The 18517-nt window shown below is 36.8% G+C and carries 18 protein-coding genes; 8 read left to right on the forward strand and 10 right to left on the reverse strand.

Going from position 1 to position 18517, the window contains the following annotated elements:
- Positions 1-417, reverse strand: a complete 417-nt coding sequence (locus tag Q5N69_RS07785) for a VOC family protein (protein WP_304368304.1) — start codon at positions 415-417, stop codon at positions 1-3.
- Between the two features lie 186 nt (positions 418-603).
- Here Q5N69_RS07785 and soxR point away from each other — a divergent pair, with 186 nt between their 5' ends.
- Positions 604-1080 carry a redox-sensitive transcriptional activator SoxR gene (gene soxR / locus Q5N69_RS07790; protein ID WP_304368305.1) on the forward strand — a complete coding sequence of 159 codons (477 nt, stop codon included), beginning with the start codon at positions 604-606 and terminating at the stop codon, positions 1078-1080.
- Between the two features lie 36 nt (positions 1081-1116).
- On the opposite strand, the gene Q5N69_RS07795 is transcribed toward soxR, so the two are convergent.
- The gene (locus tag Q5N69_RS07795; protein ID WP_304368306.1) at positions 1117-2139 is read right to left on the reverse strand and encodes a Fic family protein; all 1023 of its coding nucleotides are present in this window, start codon (positions 2137-2139) and stop codon (positions 1117-1119) included.
- Positions 2140-2398: 259 nt separating this feature from the next.
- Between Q5N69_RS07795 and Q5N69_RS07800 the strand changes: the two genes are divergently transcribed.
- Positions 2399-3082, forward strand: a complete 684-nt coding sequence (locus tag Q5N69_RS07800; RefSeq protein WP_304368307.1) for a phosphoglycolate phosphatase — start codon at positions 2399-2401, stop codon at positions 3080-3082.
- Between the two features lie 118 nt (positions 3083-3200).
- On the forward strand, positions 3201-4712 hold the full coding sequence (locus Q5N69_RS07805) for an FAD-dependent oxidoreductase (protein WP_304368308.1): 1512 nt from the start codon (positions 3201-3203) through the stop codon (positions 4710-4712).
- Between the two features lie 248 nt (positions 4713-4960).
- On the opposite strand, the gene Q5N69_RS07810 is transcribed toward Q5N69_RS07805, so the two are convergent.
- From Q5N69_RS07810 to Q5N69_RS07820, 3 genes are all read right to left on the reverse strand, one after another.
- Positions 4961-5947, reverse strand: a complete 987-nt coding sequence (locus Q5N69_RS07810; RefSeq protein WP_304368309.1) for a DUF2914 domain-containing protein — start codon at positions 5945-5947, stop codon at positions 4961-4963.
- Between the two features lie 324 nt (positions 5948-6271).
- Positions 6272-7030 (reverse strand): DUF3307 domain-containing protein, encoded by a 759-nt coding sequence (locus tag Q5N69_RS07815; RefSeq protein WP_304368310.1) that lies wholly within the window; start codon positions 7028-7030, stop codon positions 6272-6274.
- Complete coding sequence (locus Q5N69_RS07820; protein WP_304368311.1) at positions 7023-7673, reverse strand: hypothetical protein; 651 nt, start codon at positions 7671-7673, stop codon at positions 7023-7025. The genes Q5N69_RS07815 and Q5N69_RS07820 overlap by 8 nt, the downstream gene beginning before the upstream one ends.
- A 262-nt stretch (positions 7674-7935) precedes the next feature.
- Between Q5N69_RS07820 and Q5N69_RS07825 the strand changes: the two genes are divergently transcribed.
- The 5 genes from Q5N69_RS07825 to arsJ are packed head-to-tail and all read left to right on the forward strand — an operon-like array spanning position 7936 to position 12587.
- Positions 7936-8760: a metalloregulator ArsR/SmtB family transcription factor gene (locus tag Q5N69_RS07825; protein WP_304368312.1), complete on the forward strand. Its 825-nt coding sequence runs from the start codon at positions 7936-7938 to the stop codon at positions 8758-8760.
- Between the two features lie 20 nt (positions 8761-8780).
- A complete protein-coding gene (gene arsB, locus Q5N69_RS07830; protein WP_304368313.1) occupies positions 8781-9806 on the forward strand; it encodes an ACR3 family arsenite efflux transporter in 1026 nt (341 codons plus the stop codon).
- Between the two features lie 23 nt (positions 9807-9829).
- On the forward strand, positions 9830-10321 hold the full coding sequence (locus Q5N69_RS07835; protein WP_304368314.1) for a dual specificity protein phosphatase family protein: 492 nt from the start codon (positions 9830-9832) through the stop codon (positions 10319-10321).
- Between the two features lie 37 nt (positions 10322-10358).
- Positions 10359-11369 carry an ArsJ-associated glyceraldehyde-3-phosphate dehydrogenase gene (locus Q5N69_RS07840; protein ID WP_304368315.1) on the forward strand — a complete coding sequence of 337 codons (1011 nt, stop codon included), beginning with the start codon at positions 10359-10361 and terminating at the stop codon, positions 11367-11369.
- A 6-nt stretch (positions 11370-11375) separates the two neighbouring features.
- On the forward strand, positions 11376-12587 hold the full coding sequence (gene arsJ, locus Q5N69_RS07845; RefSeq protein WP_304368316.1) for an organoarsenical effux MFS transporter ArsJ: 1212 nt from the start codon (positions 11376-11378) through the stop codon (positions 12585-12587).
- A gap of 161 nt (positions 12588-12748) precedes the next feature.
- Here arsJ and Q5N69_RS07850 read toward each other — a convergent pair whose 3' ends face one another.
- The 5 genes from Q5N69_RS07850 to galE all read right to left on the reverse strand — a co-directional run bounded on the left by Q5N69_RS07850 (position 12749) and on the right by galE (position 18466).
- Positions 12749-14089, reverse strand: coding sequence for an acetylhydrolase (locus Q5N69_RS07850; protein ID WP_304368317.1), 1341 nt, complete (start codon positions 14087-14089; stop codon positions 12749-12751).
- A 62-nt stretch (positions 14090-14151) separates the two neighbouring features.
- Positions 14152-15135, reverse strand: coding sequence for a Gfo/Idh/MocA family protein (locus tag Q5N69_RS07855; RefSeq protein ID WP_304368318.1), 984 nt, complete (start codon positions 15133-15135; stop codon positions 14152-14154).
- A 123-nt stretch (positions 15136-15258) separates the two neighbouring features.
- Positions 15259-16407 (reverse strand): galactokinase, encoded by a 1149-nt coding sequence (gene galK / locus Q5N69_RS07860; protein ID WP_304368319.1) that lies wholly within the window; start codon positions 16405-16407, stop codon positions 15259-15261.
- Complete coding sequence (locus Q5N69_RS07865) at positions 16397-17452, reverse strand: UDP-glucose--hexose-1-phosphate uridylyltransferase (protein WP_304368320.1); 1056 nt, start codon at positions 17450-17452, stop codon at positions 16397-16399. Before Q5N69_RS07865 ends, galK begins: the two co-directional genes overlap by 11 nt.
- A 3-nt stretch (positions 17453-17455) precedes the next feature.
- Positions 17456-18466, reverse strand: a complete 1011-nt coding sequence (gene galE, locus Q5N69_RS07870; RefSeq protein WP_304368321.1) for a UDP-glucose 4-epimerase GalE — start codon at positions 18464-18466, stop codon at positions 17456-17458.
- Positions 18467-18517: the final 51 nt, after the last annotated feature.

Raw genomic sequence — 18517 nt, forward strand, 5'->3', positions numbered from 1 at the left:
TTAAGCGTATGCGTTGCGGCGTTCATTTAAGTCGCTATGGTACTCAACGAATTCTACTTCAATGCCGTTTGGGTCTATGTAATAAATATTTGATCGGTAGGGGTCTTCTGCGCCGTCTTTGGCGTGTTTGAATCCAGCCACTAATAACCTGGCTTGCATTTCTGCTAAGTTGGTTACTACATAAGCAAAATGCGCTAAGCCGATTTGGTGGCCAGTTAAGTCACGTGCTGTTCCTTCTCCTTCGCTACAAAAAACGAGGTATTGCTCGTTATTACCAAAATGAAGCCATCTGCGTGTTTTTCCAAACCACTCTTGCTCACCCTCGCCACGTACTGCCCAATTAGGAAATGCTGCTTGGTAAAATGTTAATGTTTCTTCGATGTTATTTACGACTAAATTAATGTGTTCTAAGTGCACTTTTTTCTCAGTAAAGTTGTTGGTGTTGAGTGCACTATAAATCCTCAACCTAACTTGAGGTCAAGGGTTTATTTGTATAATATTAAAATGATACTTATGGCTTCTGTTTCATACCCAGAGCAACGGGAGAAATGGACTTAATTCAATAGGATCCATAGAGGAACATGAGACTAACAAAGGAAAGAAATGGATAAATTAGCTGAACGTGAAGACCCATTAACGGTAGGAGCCGTTGCTAAACGCTGTGGTGTAAAAGTGTCAACGCTACATTTTTATGAAAGCAAAGGCTTGATTAAAAGTTCGCGAAATAGCGGTAATCAGCGGCGCTACAATAAACAAGTATTACGCCGTGTTTCGTTGATTAAGGCGGCCCAAAAAATGGGTATAACACTCACTGAGATCAAAGAGCAGCTTGATACATTGAACGGCAAAACAGCGCCAAGCCAACAAGACTGGCAAAGGCTTTCTACCCATTGGGCTAAAAGCTTAAATGAACGGATTCAAAGAATGGAAAGGCTTCGAGATTATTTATCAGGCTGTATAGGTTGTGGTTGCTTGTCAATGAAGGCATGCCCACTCTATAACGACAACGATAAACTCGCCACAGAAGGAGATGGCGCTATATTGATAGATAGAGCAATATCAAGGGGTCCGCTAACTTGATTTAAGTAATAACTAAAACTAAATAATAAATGTTCTTTATTGAATACTCTCAATTAGCTCAATCGTGTCTTGATAACATTCTTCACAAAAAACTATAAAATCATCAAGTTCATTTCCAACATGATATAACGCTTCACCTGCTTTAGGAGCTTTATACTTTGCACTGTATTTAGAAAGAATAGTGATATATTCCAATCTTCGTGTAGCAGGTATGACTAGTGGGGCATAACCAGCTCTTAGTAAAATGAGGTTTGCTATTAAACGTGCAATACGTCCATTTCCATCCCAAAAAGGATGTATTTGTCCAAAAATTAAATGTGCTGTTGCATACATCGAAATTGCTTCGCTAATATTCTTAGGTTTACATGATTCAATATATTCAACCAGAGCAGATGTTAGCTTTGGAACATCAAATGGTTTTGAGTAGGCATGGTATATACGTGAATTATTATCGAGTAATAAATAGGTACCATTAGGTACAACTTTGAAATCGCCATAAGGTTTGTCTATATCGAATACAATGTCGGTTTGAACCGCTTTATGTAATTGTTTTATTTTATTTACGGTGAGTTCATTACTGATTATGTCGTATAGCAAGTCGATTGCTGTGGCGTGTCCCATAACTTCTTTATGATCTTTTAACGACTTACCCGATACGGTTAATCCCTCATTTAATATAAATTGAGTTTCACCTAAGTTAAGGGTGTTTCCTTCAAGTGCAGTTGAGTTATGTGTCCATATAGTTCGCAACATACTCAGTAATTCTTGTTGTTTCGAACTAGGTAAACCTTCTAAGAACTTAAAGGTTGGCTTTATTTTGTCTGATGAACTCTCATATTTACGCGTTTTTCTTTCACCCGTAATTAAAACTAAGCCTTGTTCTGCAGCACTGTTGAGCCAGCGTTGTACTGTACGTCTATCAACTTGAAAATCTGTCGCTACTTTAATTTCACTAATGCTTACCGCTTTTTTAGCAGACTTTACATAATCAAATATGAGCTTTTTTTCTGTTTTATTTATTTGCATAAGTTTTGTCGCATAAGTGAGTTTATCGGACATTTATAGTTTTATGCGACATTGTCGCATAAAACTATTTATACGACAATATTACATTTATGCGACATTTTATAAGAAAGGAAAAGGACAAATTACTTATTTTCCCAACACAATACACAAACACACCAACGATAATTTATATCTAGTGAACGCTTTATTCTTGCACCCGTAATTAAAATTTAAAACCTGTAAATTGTAGAAGCCCGATGCTATTAAATATATACTACGCCCCATATAACTAGGGTAAACATGAGTTTTTAAATTGCAATTTACAAATAAAGAAGTATTGATATTTGATTTAGACGGAACACTCATTGATAGTGTGCCGGACTTAGCACTTAGCATTAATGAAATGTTAAAAGCCTTGAATATGGCAACTTATTCTACTGAAGTCATTCGCAGTTGGGTTGGTAACGGTGCTGAGGTGTTAACTAAAAGAGCTTTATCAGGAAGTATTGATATTTCTGCTGATCTTGATCCGGCTTTTGTTGAAAAAGCCCTTTCAATATTTTTAGATTTTTATGCGCAAAATGTTTGCGTAGATACCTGCCTTTATCCAAACGTAAAAAACACATTAGAAACTTTACAGAGCAACGGCTATCGCTTAGTGATTGTAACTAACAAGCCTGAACAGTTTATTTCCCCAATACTTGAAACATTTGGCTTAAATAGCTTATTTGAAATGTTAGTAGGAGGCGACAGTTTACCTAAACGTAAACCCGATCCTATGCAGTTAGAGTATGTGTGTGAAACGCTGGGAGTTAATGCTGCTAAATGTGTAATGATTGGCGATTCTAAAAACGATATTTTTGCCGCCACTGCAGCGAATATGGAAAGTATTGGTTTAACTTATGGTTACAACCATGGTGAAAACATTAAAAGCCACGGAGCAAGCCTCGTTTTAGATGACTTTGCTGATATAATTGATGCTGTAGTGCCTCTATAGCTCCGTAATAACGACTGTAATAGTCTCTGCAACTACAGTTGCAAGTTAACCTTATAGCTTTAATAGTATAAAGCTCATTTTAATCTATCGTAATTTATTACCATTTAATGCCCTAAATATGCTGTATCAAAATTCTAAGAGTTCTGAAAATTCAAATGTTCGTATTGGTATCATCGGCGGTGGTGTTGGTGGGGCTACTATTGCGTTGCGTCTTAGTGAACAAGGTGTAAACGTTATTTTGTTGGAAAAAGAAACCAGCTTAATTAATGGACCACCTATGTGTCATCTTCATGCTGGTGGTAACTTGTACAGAGAGATTTCAGATCAACAATGTATCGATTTGTTAAAACAATCTATTAGTACGGCAAGGCTTTATAGAGACGCTATCGATTATAGGCCAACCATTGTTGCTGTGCCGTTACATGATAACGGGCATCCATCAGATGTTATTGCTCGACTAACAACACTTCAGCAAGAATATGCGAAGTTAGTAGAGGCTGATCCTCTAAATCAAGTATTGGGCCCAGCTGAAAAATATTTTACTCTGTATGAACGTCAAGATATCGAAAGACTTGCTCAACTAGTAGCACCTAAACAGCCTGAAACGTGTGATGAATGGATGATCTCATTCGCCAAAAGTGCTGACTTAAACCAATTAAAGTTTCCGCTGATCTTAGTTCAAGAGTTTGGAATTAACGTGTTTAGACTTGCTGCGATTGCCAGTTTAACGCTGGAAAAGAGTGAAAGCTGCAGTTTGTTAACAAACACTCAGGTCACCTCGGTAATTCAAAATAAGACCAGTAATAAATGGACTATAGAAGCGAAGTGTCAGGAAGAAAAACAAACCTTTGAAGTAGATTACTTAATAAATGCCTGTGGTTTTCAAACGGGAACTATAGACAACATGATTGGATTACTGCCAAAGCGCATGGTGGAATTTAAAGCGGCTTATGTGAGCTATTGGCCTAGTGAGAAGAATAATTGGCCTGAAATTATTTTTTATGGTGAGCGTGGTACAAAGAATGGTATGACTCAGCTAACACCATATCCAAACGGGTACTTTCAAATTCATGCCATGACTCCTGAAGTGACTTTGTTTGAAGACGGTTTAGTTTCGTCAGAGTTAGAGAGTGCTCAACCTCAACTAGACAAAAAGTATTTAGCTAAAGTAAATAATCAGTGGGATCCTCAAGTCGTTAAAACAAGAACGGCTAAAGCCATTGATAAAGTGACTGGTTTTATCCCATCGTTTGGTAATGCTACGTTAGGTGGGCCTCCTATGTTTGGCGCACAACAAATACCAGGAGCTGATGCTACTTTGCGAGTAGCTAATGTTTCTTTTGAATATGATAACTATGCAAGGTGTGAAATCGTTAAGGCTTCATCTGCATTACCAGCGGCAAATACTATTATTAAGAATTTAGTTGAGCATGGCATGCTGTTTAATAACAGTACGTCTGATAGTAACACCTCAGGTAGCAATGCCTCAGACACTCATACTTCACAGACTAGTGTTTCTATTACTTACAGCTTAACTGAATTGGAAATTAGCCAACGAGCAGAGCAGCTAGCTTTAGAAAGAAACTTCCCGAAAGATTTGGCTGGGCGTACTAACCCAAATTTCATATAAACCAAAAAAGCTTTATAGGATAGCTTTTGCAAAGACATGAATGATAAAAGGCAAGAGTGATCTTTTATTTACATAAGCTTGTTTGTATAAGCTCTGTCGCATAAGTGATTTTATCGGACAATTTTAGGTTTATGCGACATTTTGTTTGATAAAAAAAGAATGAATTATTACTCATTCATTCTTTTGTTTTTATGTGGTTTAAGTAATTGTTTACGCTGGCTGGCGTTATCTGAATGCTTTACTACGTTCTACCGTGAAACCTTAAACATTACCGTTTTCAAAATATTATCATTCTGATCAACAACCTGAGCTTCCCATTCGCCAATCATGGTTTCATCAAAGTTTTTACTTGAATAAGTTCGCCATTGGTCATTTCTAATGTTGAGTGTTATTTCAGCTATGAGCTTCTTCTTAAATATCCAACGGTGATAAATTTTTTGATTATTCTTACCGTGAATTTCAGTAAATAGATATAACTTATTTTGCTCTTGTAAACTCAAGTGTTTGATATTATCGCTTGGTTCTCTAGATAGTATATTTGATGTTAATTGTGCTCGATGAACCGCGTTGTTTGTGATTTGATTTGAGGTTAACAAGTTAGCTTTTTTCTGTTCAACCTTATCTACTGTTTCAATTTCTGCTTCAACTTTTGCTGCGAGCTCTGGCTCTGTTTTCTCTGTTTCTTGTTCTGACAAATTAGAGGCAATCGCTAATATTGCTTTAGTTGTGCTAGCTTCTTTGTTGCTATTTTCAGTGGTTTTTGTTTCAAGCTTTATATTGGGTATATTGCTTTTTGCGGCTTGTTCTTCATTGTTTACGTTAACGTTTTTAGGTACTTCAGTATTTGTGGCATTCGTTGCTGTGCTGTTGATTTTATTAGCGAGTGTTTCATCAGCTAGTGTTGTGCTTGCCAGAGTTTCTGGTGTTGATGTCTTGTTTAACTTGCTTGGCTTTAACTCGTTTTGCTTTAAATCGCTTTGGCTTAACTCTGCTGTATTTTCATCAGTATCGTTTACTACTGTTTTACTTGATAAGGCATTGTTTGAAGCATTAAGTGTACTAGTTGAAGAGGGCTCTGAGTCTTGCGTCCACAAGCTGTAAACGCCAAAACCTATAAGACTTAACAAAGTGATGGTGAGTAACAAAAAATTCCTAATTTTTACAGGATCAAATGGTGCTGGTTCTGATGGTGATACTGGATCTTGAGATAAATTAATTTGAATTTTTAGCTTCACAAGCTTAACTCCCTTTGTTGTGTGGGCAGCATAATAAAACAGTGTGAAGTAAAAAGCTAAGTGAATTAGGTGCGAGTTTTTAAAAAAATGCTATTTATGCGGCTCTTGGTATTTTAATCACTGTGTAGATGTTTTTCATAAGGCTATTTGGTGTTTTAACTGCCTATTTGTATAGTGTTGGTAATATATAATATACCGAATATTTAATCTTTTAAGCGCGTTCTTTCTTGGTTTTTATGCATGAAAGACGCGGGCGCTGAGTTGAGATAATTGAAAGCGGTATATTTATATCTGTAATCATTCAAGTGAAAATAGTCAGCCGATTTATTTAATTTTTATCTCTAAACCAAGGGATATTATTGTGCCCAATAATGTTGTGATAACTACAGAAACTAAAGAGCCAATTAACACATATTCAGTCATGCTTCTGTCGTTCGATTTATTCAATTCACCAAATCTAAATATTGATTTAGCGGCTAATACAAAACCTACAGCGGCATAACTTCCTACCAGTGTAAATGTAAGGATTAATATGCGCTCTAAATAACCAATTAATTCACCGCCAGCAACAAGACCATTATTATTACTACCATCTTCAGGTTCTGAAATTGGGTATTTCTTTAAAATATTACCAATCATAATTGAAGTGGGTTTGAGAATAAGTAAGTACGCAAAAGCAATCATTACAGCATCCGAGAATTTGTCATGTTTAAGTATTGTTTCAACCGTTAAGCCGTCTGCCATGTGATATGAAATAAGGGCGATAACTGATATGTGTAAAGTTTGGTCAATAACAAAATAAGAAAACTTATGACCGTTTGGTGTAGATACTTTCCATAGGTCTATAAAGAAATGACTTACCGCAACAATAGCGATTAAGCACGCTATTGAATACCCGTTAATACCTAAGGTAAAAGCAGGAATAAAGAGCGCGGCGCCGTGTAAAAGTGAATGATAGTAAAGTGCTGGTGCGCGGTAAGTTTTTTGCTTTTTTTCTTCTACCCATTTGTTTGGCTGCAGATAAAAGTCACATATGATGTGAATAAGTAAAAATGGTATTAATATCTCAAAATAATCAAGCATGTTTCAGTCCTTGTACATGATGTATGAATCGCCCGTTTAATTCATTGATTAATGACCAACCTGAGGCTTTGAGTGATTTACTTGCTGTTGCATCAGCAATGTTTAATTTTTTAGACAACTCAGTTATCGATAAACCTTCATTGGTTTTAAGCATTGGCAGTAACACTTCACATTGGCGTGATGTTAATTCGGTGAGTTGTTTGTCTAAATATTTAAAGAGTAGCTTAAAGTTTTCTGAAAGCTCTACGGGTTCAGAGTTAAAGAGTAATCTTTCACTTTTTAGATTTTTTAGTCCTCGACCAGAAAGCACAAATGCTGCTCCCATTGATTCAGATACAGATTCACGTAGATCAGCATTTGGAGCAATAGCAAAGCTAATGCGGCTATCAAATAATTTGCCTAGTGCTTTGATTGCAACGCGGTAGATAATGGTATATCTAAGTGCATTTTCAATATCATGCACTACCGTTTGAAATTCATCACCTCGCTCAATACTATGCACATTCGATTTATTACCTTTGCTGATCCATGTTTGGATGTCTTTGATCCGCGTAAGTAATTGATCAAATTGTTCAGAGGTTAACTTTGTTGAGTTAATAACATCGCCACTGATCACTGCTATTGGTTTATAAGTAGATTTCACATTAACATTCCTTGCTACACATATAATCTAATTTAGCCGCTTATGGCTAATAATGCAAATTTAGCCCTTTTTGGCTAATTATAATGATTTAACCGTTTATGGCTAATTGTTATTGTTTAGCCGTTTATGGCTAATTTATGCTTTTAGTTACTCTGCTATGTTAGAGAACATTATTTACCTTTAATTGTTTTAATGGTAAATAATATTGTACATATGATATTTCATATATATAATAAATCGCATGTGTCTTTGAGGTGTAACAATGAAAGAAAAACGTAAACAAAAAGTGTTGTTTTTATGTACGGGTAATTCAGCTAGATCCCAAATGGCGGAAGCATTACTTAGACATAAAGCCGGTGATAGCTATGATGTTTTTAGTGCGGGCACACATCCTGAAGGTGTTGATGAACGCACTGTTGAAGCATTAACAAAATTTGGTATTGCGACTCAAGATCTAACGTCTAAAAGTATTGCCACTTTTGAGGATCAAGTGTTTGATTTCGTTATTACCTTATGCGACAAAGCAAACAGCGAATGCCGAAGTTATCCTAATGCTGGTAAGCAGTTAGCATGGGACTTTGCTGATCCTAAAGAACGTTCTGGTAGCAACCCATTTTCGGTCACCTTAAGTGAACTTAATAATCGCTTATCTATGTTTCTTTTGGTTGAAGAGAAGCAAAAAAATACGAAAGATGAGGGGATAGAAGAGCTTACTGATAACAATCCTCAACCGGATGATTTTGATCCTATTTCCTTTTATAAAAGCCTTACCGATGATATTCGACTTAAAACTCTTATGCTGGCGCACTACCATGGCGAGTTGTGTGTTTGTGAGTTAATGGAAGCTATGGATGAAGATAGCCAGCCTAAAGTGTCGCGTAATCTCGCGGTGTTGAAAAAAGCAAAAGTTATAATTGATAGAAAGCATGGTAAGTGGGTGTTTTATAAAATTAATCCTGAAATACCGCTATGGGCTAAGTCTGTTATTGCACAAACTACAGAAAATAACATTGCACTGATTAATGAAGAGCTTCAGCGTTTAGCGCAAATGCAAAACCGACCTAATAAAGCTAATTTTTGTGATTAAGTGTGTAGAGGACTAAGTTTATGGGAATTTTTGAACGTTATTTGTCGTCGTGGGTTGGCTTAAGTATTTTACTTGGCGTGCTTTTAGGTTTATGGCAGCCCAGTGCTTTTGAAGTGATTGCTGGCTTTGAATTTGCTCATGTGAATATTGTTGTCGCCATTTTTATTTGGGTAATGATTTATCCCATGATGGTTCAAATAGATTTTTCAGCAATAAAAGATGTCGGTAAAAACCCTAAAGGCTTGGTATTAACACTTGTTATAAATTGGTTGATTAAACCTTTTACTATGGCTGGTTTGGGCTGGTTGTTTTTTAATTTTTTCTTTGTTGGTTTGGTTGATCCTGCATCTGCTCAAGAATACATTGCCGGTATGATTTTGTTAGGTGTGGCTCCTTGTACTGCCATGGTTTTTGTATGGTCGCAATTAACGAAAGGCGATCCTAATTATACGTTAGTGCAGGTGTCGATTAATGACGTCATTATGATCTTCGCTTTTGCGCCTATTTCTGCATTCTTATTAGGTGTAAGCGATATTCAAGTACCGTGGGAAACTTTACTTATATCGGTTGTGCTTTATGTTTTACTGCCTTTAATCGCTGGTGTAGTAACGCGAAAGCTTTTAAATAAAGGCAATGCCGAAACTTCATTAAATCACTTTCTATCAAAACTAAAACCATGGTCTGTTATTGGGTTATTAGCTACGGTGGTTTTATTATTTGGCTTTCAAGCAAATACCATTATATCTGAGCCTGGCACCATTGGCTTAATTGCTATTCCTCTTATTCTGCAAACTTACGGTATTTTCATTATTGCTTATTTAGCTGCTAAATGGATGAAATTACCTCATAACATTGCGGCTCCTGCATGTTTAATTGGTACATCTAACTTTTTTGAACTGGCGGTTGCGGTGGCTATATCACTTTTTGGTTTACATTCTGGTGCGGCTTTAGCGACTGTTGTGGGAGTACTGGTTGAAGTACCTGTTATGTTGTCGTTGGTTTACATCATCAATCGGACGAATGATTGGTTTGATCAAAAATCTTAATTTATTACTTTTAGGAAAAAACTATGCAATCTCACCCTTTTGATATTTTGAAACTTGATAATGGCGCTCAGCTTATTTTTACACCTTGTCCGGGAACAAAAGATGCAAGTTTAGTTGACTCTATTTCAACACTTAAGCAAGCCGGTACAGATATGCTAATTACATTAATGTTCGATGAAGAAATAGAGAAGAACAATGCCACATCTTTACCTATTGAATGTAACAAGCAAGAGATAGAGTGGCTTCAATTACCTATTTTAGACGATGAGGCGCCAACTCAAGCGTTTGAAACTAATTGGGAAAAGCACAAGGCTGAAATTTTAGCGGTAATAAATAATAAAGGGACTATTGCTGTTCATTGTAAAGGTGGCTCTGGTAGAACGGGCTTGGTTATTGGGCTTATTCTTTTAGCTATGGGTTGGTCAGGTAGTCGAGTGATTACTGAAATTCAGAAAGTTCGACCTAAGTCTTTAAAGAATTTATCTCAGCTAGATTATTTCAATTCATATTTATAAATTTAACAACAACTTAATTAACACTTAGGACATGATTATGACGATTAAAGTAGGCATTAACGGCTTTGGCCGAATGGGACGCTTATCAATGAGAGCAGCGTTTGATTGGGATGAGGTTGAAATTGTTCAGATTAACGATCCTGCTGGAGATGCTGCAACTTTTGCTCATTTAATGGCTTTTGACTCAGTGCATGGCCGTTGGCATCATGAGGTTTCGCACGAGGCTGGTTTTATGGTGATTAATGGTCATAAAATTCCTTGTACACAAAATACAAAAACTGAAGATACAGATTGGTCAGGCTGTGATGTGGTCATTGAGGCTTCAGGTAAAATTAAAACTAAAGCTTTATTACAAGCTTATTTAGATCAAGGTGTTAAGCGTGTGGTTGTTACTGCACCGGTAAAAGAAGATGGCGTGCTGAATATTGTTATGGGTGTTAACGAAAACTTATACGACAAAGCCGTTCATCCTATTGTTACTGCCGCTTCATGTACTACAAACTGTTTAGCGCCAGTGGTTAAAGTTATTCATGAAAAAATTGGTATTAAGCATGGCTCGATGACAACTATTCATAACATTACCAATACCCAAACTATTATAGATGCACCTCATAAAGATCTACGTAGAGCTCGTTCTTGTGGTACCAGTTTAATTCCTACAACAACAGGTTCGGCTACGGCGATTACTCATATTTTTCCTGAGTTGCAAGGAAAGTTAAACGGCCATGCGATACGAGTGCCTTTAACAAATGCATCACTCACCGATTGTGTATTTGAAGTTAAGCGCGGCACAACGGTTGATGAAGTGAATCAATTATTGAAACAAGCAGCTGAAGGCGAGTTAGAAAATATTATGGGCTATGAAGAACGTCCTTTGGTGTCTATTGACTATAAAACTGATCCTCGCTCTAGCATTGTTGATGCGTTATCAACCATGGTGGTAAATGATACTCAGGTTAAGCTTTATGTTTGGTATGACAATGAATGGGGTTATGCAAACCGTACAGCCGAGCTAGTGCGTATGGTTGGCTTGGCTGATAAAGACTAATTTATTATGGGGCTATTATCACTCAAAGATTTATCGCCACAAATTAAACAGTATTTAGTTATTACAGGTAATTACTGGGCGTTTACTTTAACTGATGGTGCGTTACGCATGTTGGTTGTGCTGTATTTTCATCAGTTAGGTTATGGGCCATTAAGTATTGCCATGCTGTTTTTGTTTTATGAAGTATTTGGCGTTATTACCAACCTTGTTGGTGGTTGGTTAGGCGCAAGGTTGGGTTTAAACAAAACCATGAATATTGGCTTGGCTATGCAAATAATTGCTTTAGCTATGCTGGCTGTTCCTGCAGAAATGTTAACGGTTATTTATGTTATGTGTGCTCAAGCCTTGTCGGGTATTGCTAAAGACTTAAATAAAATGAGCGCTAAAAGCTCAATAAAATTACTTGTGCCTGAAGGAGCTGAAGGAAAGCTTTATCAGTGGGTGGCGATTCTTACTGGGTCTAAAAACACATTAAAAGGTGTTGGTTTCTTTTTAGGTGGAGTATTACTTACTTTACTTGAGTTTAAAGGCGCCATTATTTTAATGGCTTCTTTGCTAGCTCTTGTATGGATATTTAGCTTAATCGCATTAAAAGAAGATTTAGGTAAGGCAAAGAGTAAGCCTAAGTTTACTGATATTTTTTCTAAAAGCTTGGCCATAAATACTTTATCTGCAGCGCGATTGTTTTTATTTGGCGCGAGAGATGTTTGGTTTGTAGTCGCGCTACCTGTTTTTTTAGCTGTAACCTTTAATTGGGATCACGGGTGGGTTGGTGGTTTTATGGCAACCTGGGTTATTGGCTATGGCATAGTACAGTCTTTTGCACCTTATTTTACCGGGAAAAAACAAGGTAAAGTGCCAACAGGAAAAGGAGCATTCTTGTGGGCGAGTTATTTAACGTTGATCCCTGCAGCTATTGCGTTAGCACTACATTTTGATTTCTTTATTCATGCATCAATTATTGTTGGTTTGCTTATATTCGGCGCTGTTTTTGCTATTAACTCATCATTGCATAGTTACTTAATAGTGAGTTACGCCGGAAGTGATGGCGTTTCTCTAGATGTTGGCTTTTATTATATGGCTAATGCTATGGGAAGGTTGGTTGGCACTGTGCTTTCCGGCTGGATATATCAAGAATATGGTTTAGAAGCGTGCTTGTGGGTTTCAAGTTTGTTTTTAGCTATAGCGTCATTATTGTCATTAAGGTTGAAACAATAAAATAAGGGAGATACTTAATCTCACTTATTCTCTTTTAATTCAAACGTTATAAATGACAATTTCCAATCACTAAGTTACGCTAGTTAGATAAAAGAAGCACTTACATCTAAATAATATGTAGGTGCTTTTTAGTTATTAACTAAGGTATAAATTACATCTATTTATTTACCTTTTTTCCATTCCATACCTGTTGAATAACGGTGATCAAATCCTTTCCAAGCTTCAGGTGTTTTGCCATCAATAGGTATTTGGTTAGAGTTTTCAGATAAGTCTAAGTAGCTGCATTTATCTTTCTGCTGTTTTATATAGCAATCCATCATCGCTAGGCCAAAATGCTTATTGTTGTTGTTAAGTACGGTGTGATCCCATACTGGTTCGTAATAATGACCAATATCTAGCTCACTGGTTTTTGCAACTGACGGAGCAGGGTGAGGCGCTATGTTATGTCGAGCATTTTTATAGGTAAGTAAGTATTTATCTTGAGTACCTGTTTTCTCGTAAAGAGATTTTATAGATGTGTAATCTGAAATATCATCTAAATCGCCAGAAATGTATAAAACAGGTGTGTTAATTTTTGCTAATGCTTGAGTGTTAAACACATTGTGCTGCCCACCCCATGGAGCCATAGCGATTACGGCTTGCCATTTTGAGTCTACTTTTGCATTTTTGTATTGTCCGCCAGCACAACTATTAAGTAATGTTTTTATTTTTTCTATTTGTACCGGATCTTTAATACCTGTAAAAATTGATGTTGTTGCATCTGTAAAGTCATAACAGCCGCCAATAGTATTTACAGCGCCGTAACCTCCCATTGAATAGCCAACCAGACCTGCTTTGTTTTTATTCATAGCTGCTGAAACAAAATTTTCTGTTGTAGTGAGGTAATCTAGCGTGAATTGTTGATCACGTGAACGATTTAACAACGTACTAAAAAATCCAGAAAAAGGAGTGTTTATTAGGTCTACTTCAGCATTTGTTGAATCGGTATGATCGATTGCAGCAACAATATATCCGTGTGATGCTAAATGCTCTGCTAAATAATACATTAAAGATCTGTAGCCGGTGTAACCGTGTGAAAGAATAACTAATGGATATTTAACATCGCCACTAGGTTTTAATACTTTTGAATTACGAAAGGCATCGGCCTGAATTGAAAATGGAATACCTGATCGAGTTTCATCTTCATAACTGGTTTTCACGTCTGCTTTATTTACTTTGCTTGGATACCATACTTCAAGGGTTAGTTTTCTGTCTTTTTGTGTTTGAGTATTAGGATCAAATTGAGCAGGATTAGTAATCTCAATAGTTCTAACACCAACAGTAAGTTGTCCTTTTTCTGCAAGTTCAGGAGCAACATCTACCGGTAATTTCTTTTGTAGTTCTTCAGGCACTTGTTTACTAACATCGTTTGATATTGGAGTCGCATTTACTACATTTGAAAATTGTAAGTAACTAAACAGCATTACGGTTATCATTAATGTTTTATTGTTTTTAATCTTCATATTTTTCCGTTTTGTTATTTAAAATTTAACATTATCTATTTTGAAACACATAGCTTATGTATTTATTCCCCTGGATATTTAAGTCCCCATTGTTTTCGTAATGTATCCATTAAAGTCATCATTGCTGTTGTTTTATTTAAAGGTAAAATATCGCTTTCGCATTTATTTTGTCGGATGCATTCCATTGCGTGAGATGTTTCAAAAACAAAGTTGTCATCTTCGTCGAAAGGAAAACTAAGTATTTGGCTTGGCTGATCGTTAATATGGACGTGTAATTCTTGAGCGCCAAGAAAGTTAGGTATGACTATATAACCATTGCTGCCAGAAATTATTCCGTCATTAGGCGCATATTCTGTAATAGATGAAGAAAGTATGGCGCGTTGTCCATGTTCATATTCAAGTAAATAACATGAGCTTTCATCTATGCCATCTTCATTCATAACCGCAGAGCTTTGTATTTTGCTAGGAGTGTCTCCAAAGACTATAGAAGCTAGCGTTAATGGATAAATGCCAAGGTCGAGCAATGCACCGCCTGCAAGAGCTTTATTACGAAGTCTGTGTCCTGGATCTACTTTACTGCAAATACTAAAATTAGCTTTTACAGTGTGTACATCACCAATAACATTTTGTGCTAACAATTGACTTAAATGCTGAATAGTAGGAAGAAATCGTGTCCAAACACATTCCATCATAAAACAGTTATTTTGCTTTGCTAAAACGGCGAGTGTTTTGCTTTGTTCAGCATTAATAGTAAAGGGTTTTTCACAGAGTACATGTTTACCCTTTTCTAAACACAGTTTAATATTTTCGAAATGAAAGTTATGCGTAGTCGCTATATACACGGCATGAACATTGGGATCGTTCACTAACGATTGATAATTGGTATACGAACTTTGTATTTGGTGAGTTTTAGCGAAGCTTTCAGCTCGTCCTGTCGTAAGGGAAGCACCTGCGACAATTGAACAGTTATCTAATTTTTTTATCCCGCGGGCAAATTGATGTGCAATATTGCCACAGCCAATAACTCCCCAATGAATATTTTGCATAATTAATCCTTGATTACTGATACTACATTATGTGTATCAGCCTAAACCAAAATAACTGCTGAATAACCTATATTTTGTAAGTTAAAGCTAACTAGGTAGCTTAAAGAGTATTACCCTAAAGGTTTAAAGCTCTGAAACCTGTAAGCCATCACCCGCTTTACCAACGTAAATAGAAGCATGAATATTAAAACGAGCGTGGTACTGCGCTTCAACCGCCTCTTTAATTTTAGCAATATCGTCATGACGACATAAACACACTATCGCACCACCAAAGCCACCACCTGTCATACGTACAGCACCTTGTGTACCTAATGCTTCTTGGCATATTTGTACCAATCCATCAGTTTCAGGAACCGTTACTTCAAAATCATTTTTTAATGACTGATGTGAGGCTGTCATTAGTTCTCTTAAAGTTTTCATATTGTTATTTTTAAGTGCTTCAACCGCATTTAATACACGATGATTTTCAGTGATAACATGGTGTGCACGTTTGTATTCATTATCTGTCATGATTGAACGAGCGGCATTCAAATTATCTAAAGTCGCGTCGCGCAAACTGCTGACAGACATTTTGCTTGCTGCTTCTTCGCAATCTATTCGACGTTGATTGTATTCGCTGTCGACAAGTTTGCGAGGGTAGTTTGAGTTAACAATAACGATAGATAAATCTTCTGGAATACTAACTGATTGAGTTTCTAAGCTTCTGCAGTCCATTAATAGGGCATGACCCTTTTTACCATTAGCCGAAACTAATTGGTCCATGATGCCACATTGGCAATCCATAAAGTCGTTTTCAGCTTCTTGACCTAATAAGGCTATCGCTTGGCCTGATAGGTTTAATTGACAAGCTTGATTAAAAATCCCGCCCATAGAAACTTCTAAAGCAGCCGATGACGATAAACCGCTGCCTTGCGGTACATTACTGTCGATTAATAAATCTAGACCGCATAGTTGATGACCTTGACGTTTAAATACAAAAGCAACGGCACGAATATAATTGCCCCATTGGGACTCGCCTGGAGTAATGTCGCCGTCGATACTGAATTCGTCATGCTCGCCAGGGTAGTGTAGAGAATGCACAACAACTTTATTATCTTCACGTTTTTTGTAAAGGATGCGTGTTGCGAATTCTAATGCGCAAGGTAATACAAACCCGTTATTGTAGTCAGTAAACTCACCAATGAGGTTAACTCGCCCTGGAGCTATAGAAATAGCTTGAGCAGATTGCTTATAAATTTCTTCGAATTTTTCATTAAAGCTATTATTTGTCATTTATTAGCTCCTTTTTGTAGTGTGTTGTACTCACTGAACGCAATATTTTAGCGGCGGTTTCAGCTGTTAGATCTCGTTGACTTTCGGCAAGCATTTCGTAACCAACCATAAATTTCTTAACGGTAGACGAACGTAATAGTGGAGGGTAAAAGTGAGCATGTAAGCGCCAGTGGCTATTATCAGCACCATTTTCAGGCGCACTGTGCCAACCCATTGAATAAGGGAAACTACAATTGAAAACATTATCGTAACGTATTGTTAGCTCTTGAAGTATTTGCGCTAGGCTGTTTTTTTGTAGGTCGTTTAATTGACCAAAATGTTCAATATTATCTTTAGCAATTAATAAAGTTTCAAAAGGCCATGCTGCCCAAAAAGGCACAACTACTATCCAATGCTCGTTTTCTGTAACAATACGATCGGCTTTTGTACTCTCATGTTCAACATAGTCTGCTAATAATGATTTACCGTATTTATTTTGATAATCAAGTTGCTGTTGATTTTCTTGTTCTATTTCAGTTGATAAATGTTCATGAGCCCATATTTGACCGTGAGGGTGCGGCTGAGAACAGCCCATTACGGCACCTTTGTTTTCAAATATACTTACGCAGGTATACTTATTTGCCAGCTCAACATAATTTGATTGCCAGGTATCTACTACGGCTTTAATTTCATCAACGGTTAATTGGGGTAGAGATTTGTTGTGGTCTGGAGAAAAACAAACAACTCGACACTCACCATGGGCAACATTAGCTTCAAACAACGGGTGTTGTTCATCATTCATTTGTGCTGATTCAGGAGTTTCTTCGGTTAATGCACCAAAGTCATTAACAAATACATGTGTATGTTTGTAATCAGGGTTTTCTTTGTTTTCTGCTCGCTCATTGCCCGGACAAAGCGGACAGCTTTCATCATACTTTGGTAACTCTATAACAGGGGCATCTTCCGTGGCACCAAGCCATGGACGATTGTTTCTATGAGGGGAAACTAATACCCAGTCACCTGTAAGAGGGTTTTTTCGACGATGAGTGAACTCTAAATTATTCATTTTTTATTCCAAACCATTGGGGTATTTAGACTGCCAACGCCATGTGTCGTCAGTCATCGATTTAATGTTTAATTGGGCTTGCCAGCCTAACTTTTTTTCTGCAAGTGAAGAATCTGCATAATTACTAGCAATATCACCTGTTCGTCGAGGCGCAAATTGATAGTTGATTTTAACTTTGGCTGATGATGAAAAAGCGTTAATTATTTCTAAAACAGAGTATCCTTTACCCGTGCCTAAGTTATAAACAAACGAACCATTATCTTCTTTATGTGTTGAAAAAGCAGCAACATGTCCTGCTGCTAGATCTAAAATATGGATATAATCACGAACACCTGTACCATCTTCTGTATTGTAATCATTACCAAACACATTCACACAGTCTCTTTTCCCTACCGCTGTTTGCGCTATGTAAGGTATCAAATTGTTAGGGATACCATTTGGACTCTCCCCGAGTAAACCACTTTGATGAGCACCCGCAGGATTAAAATAGCGTAACGAAATAGCAAGGTTGTTTTTATTTGCTAAACACCAATCGTTAAGTATTTGTTCAATCATCACTTTCGTCCAACCGTATGGGTTAGTTGCAGAAATGGGATGTTGCTCATCAATAGGTAAGTATTGAGGGTCACCATAAACCGTTGCTGAAGAACTAAATACAATTTGTTTAACTCCACAATTATCCATTGCAGTGAGTAAATTTAAGGTACCTGAGACATTATTATCGTAATAGCGTAAAGGTTGCTCGGTTGATTCGCCCACAGCTTTTAATGAGGCAAAATGAAAGACAGCCGGTATATTGTAATCTCTAAATACACTTTCTAGCATTGCAGTATCTGCTATATCACCCTCTATGAAGTTAAAGTCGTAGTTAGAAATTGCCTTTAATTGCTCTAACACCTTGACGCTTGAATTCGATAGATTATCGTAAATAACAGGAGTAAATCCTGCCTCAAGTAATGCCAAACAGGTATGGCTACCTATGTAACCCATACCACCGGTAACTAATACGTTCATTTATCACTCAATCAGTAAAGTCTTATTTATAAGATAAATGAATGTGATTAA

It is taken from the genome of Pseudocolwellia sp. AS88, assembly GCF_030551755.1.
GTDB lineage: Bacteria > Pseudomonadota > Gammaproteobacteria > Enterobacterales > Alteromonadaceae > Pseudocolwellia.

Excerpts from the sequence above, each read along its gene's own strand:
- galE (WP_304368321.1), bottom strand. The coding sequence starts at position 18,466 with ATGAACGTATTAGTTACCGGTGGTATGGGTTACATAGGTAGCCATACC.
- Q5N69_RS07835 (WP_304368314.1), top strand. The coding sequence starts at position 9,830 with ATGCAATCTCACCCTTTTGATATTTTGAAACTTGATAATGGCGCTCAG.
- arsJ (WP_304368316.1), top strand. The coding sequence starts at position 11,376 with ATGGGGCTATTATCACTCAAAGATTTATCGCCACAAATTAAACAGTAT.
- Q5N69_RS07805 (WP_304368308.1), top strand. The coding sequence starts at position 3,201 with ATGCTGTATCAAAATTCTAAGAGTTCTGAAAATTCAAATGTTCGTATT.
- soxR (WP_304368305.1), top strand. The coding sequence starts at position 604 with ATGGATAAATTAGCTGAACGTGAAGACCCATTAACGGTAGGAGCCGTT.
- Q5N69_RS07795 (WP_304368306.1), bottom strand. The coding sequence starts at position 2,139 with ATGTCCGATAAACTCACTTATGCGACAAAACTTATGCAAATAAATAAA.
- arsB (WP_304368313.1), top strand. The coding sequence starts at position 8,781 with ATGGGAATTTTTGAACGTTATTTGTCGTCGTGGGTTGGCTTAAGTATT.
- Q5N69_RS07840 (WP_304368315.1), top strand. The coding sequence starts at position 10,359 with ATGACGATTAAAGTAGGCATTAACGGCTTTGGCCGAATGGGACGCTTA.
- Q5N69_RS07850 (WP_304368317.1), bottom strand. The coding sequence starts at position 14,089 with ATGAAGATTAAAAACAATAAAACATTAATGATAACCGTAATGCTGTTT.
- Q5N69_RS07865 (WP_304368320.1), bottom strand. The coding sequence starts at position 17,452 with ATGAATAATTTAGAGTTCACTCATCGTCGAAAAAACCCTCTTACAGGT.
- Q5N69_RS07855 (WP_304368318.1), bottom strand. The coding sequence starts at position 15,135 with ATGCAAAATATTCATTGGGGAGTTATTGGCTGTGGCAATATTGCACAT.
- galK (WP_304368319.1), bottom strand. The coding sequence starts at position 16,407 with ATGACAAATAATAGCTTTAATGAAAAATTCGAAGAAATTTATAAGCAA.
- Q5N69_RS07825 (WP_304368312.1), top strand. The coding sequence starts at position 7,936 with ATGAAAGAAAAACGTAAACAAAAAGTGTTGTTTTTATGTACGGGTAAT.
- Q5N69_RS07815 (WP_304368310.1), bottom strand. The coding sequence starts at position 7,030 with ATGCTTGATTATTTTGAGATATTAATACCATTTTTACTTATTCACATC.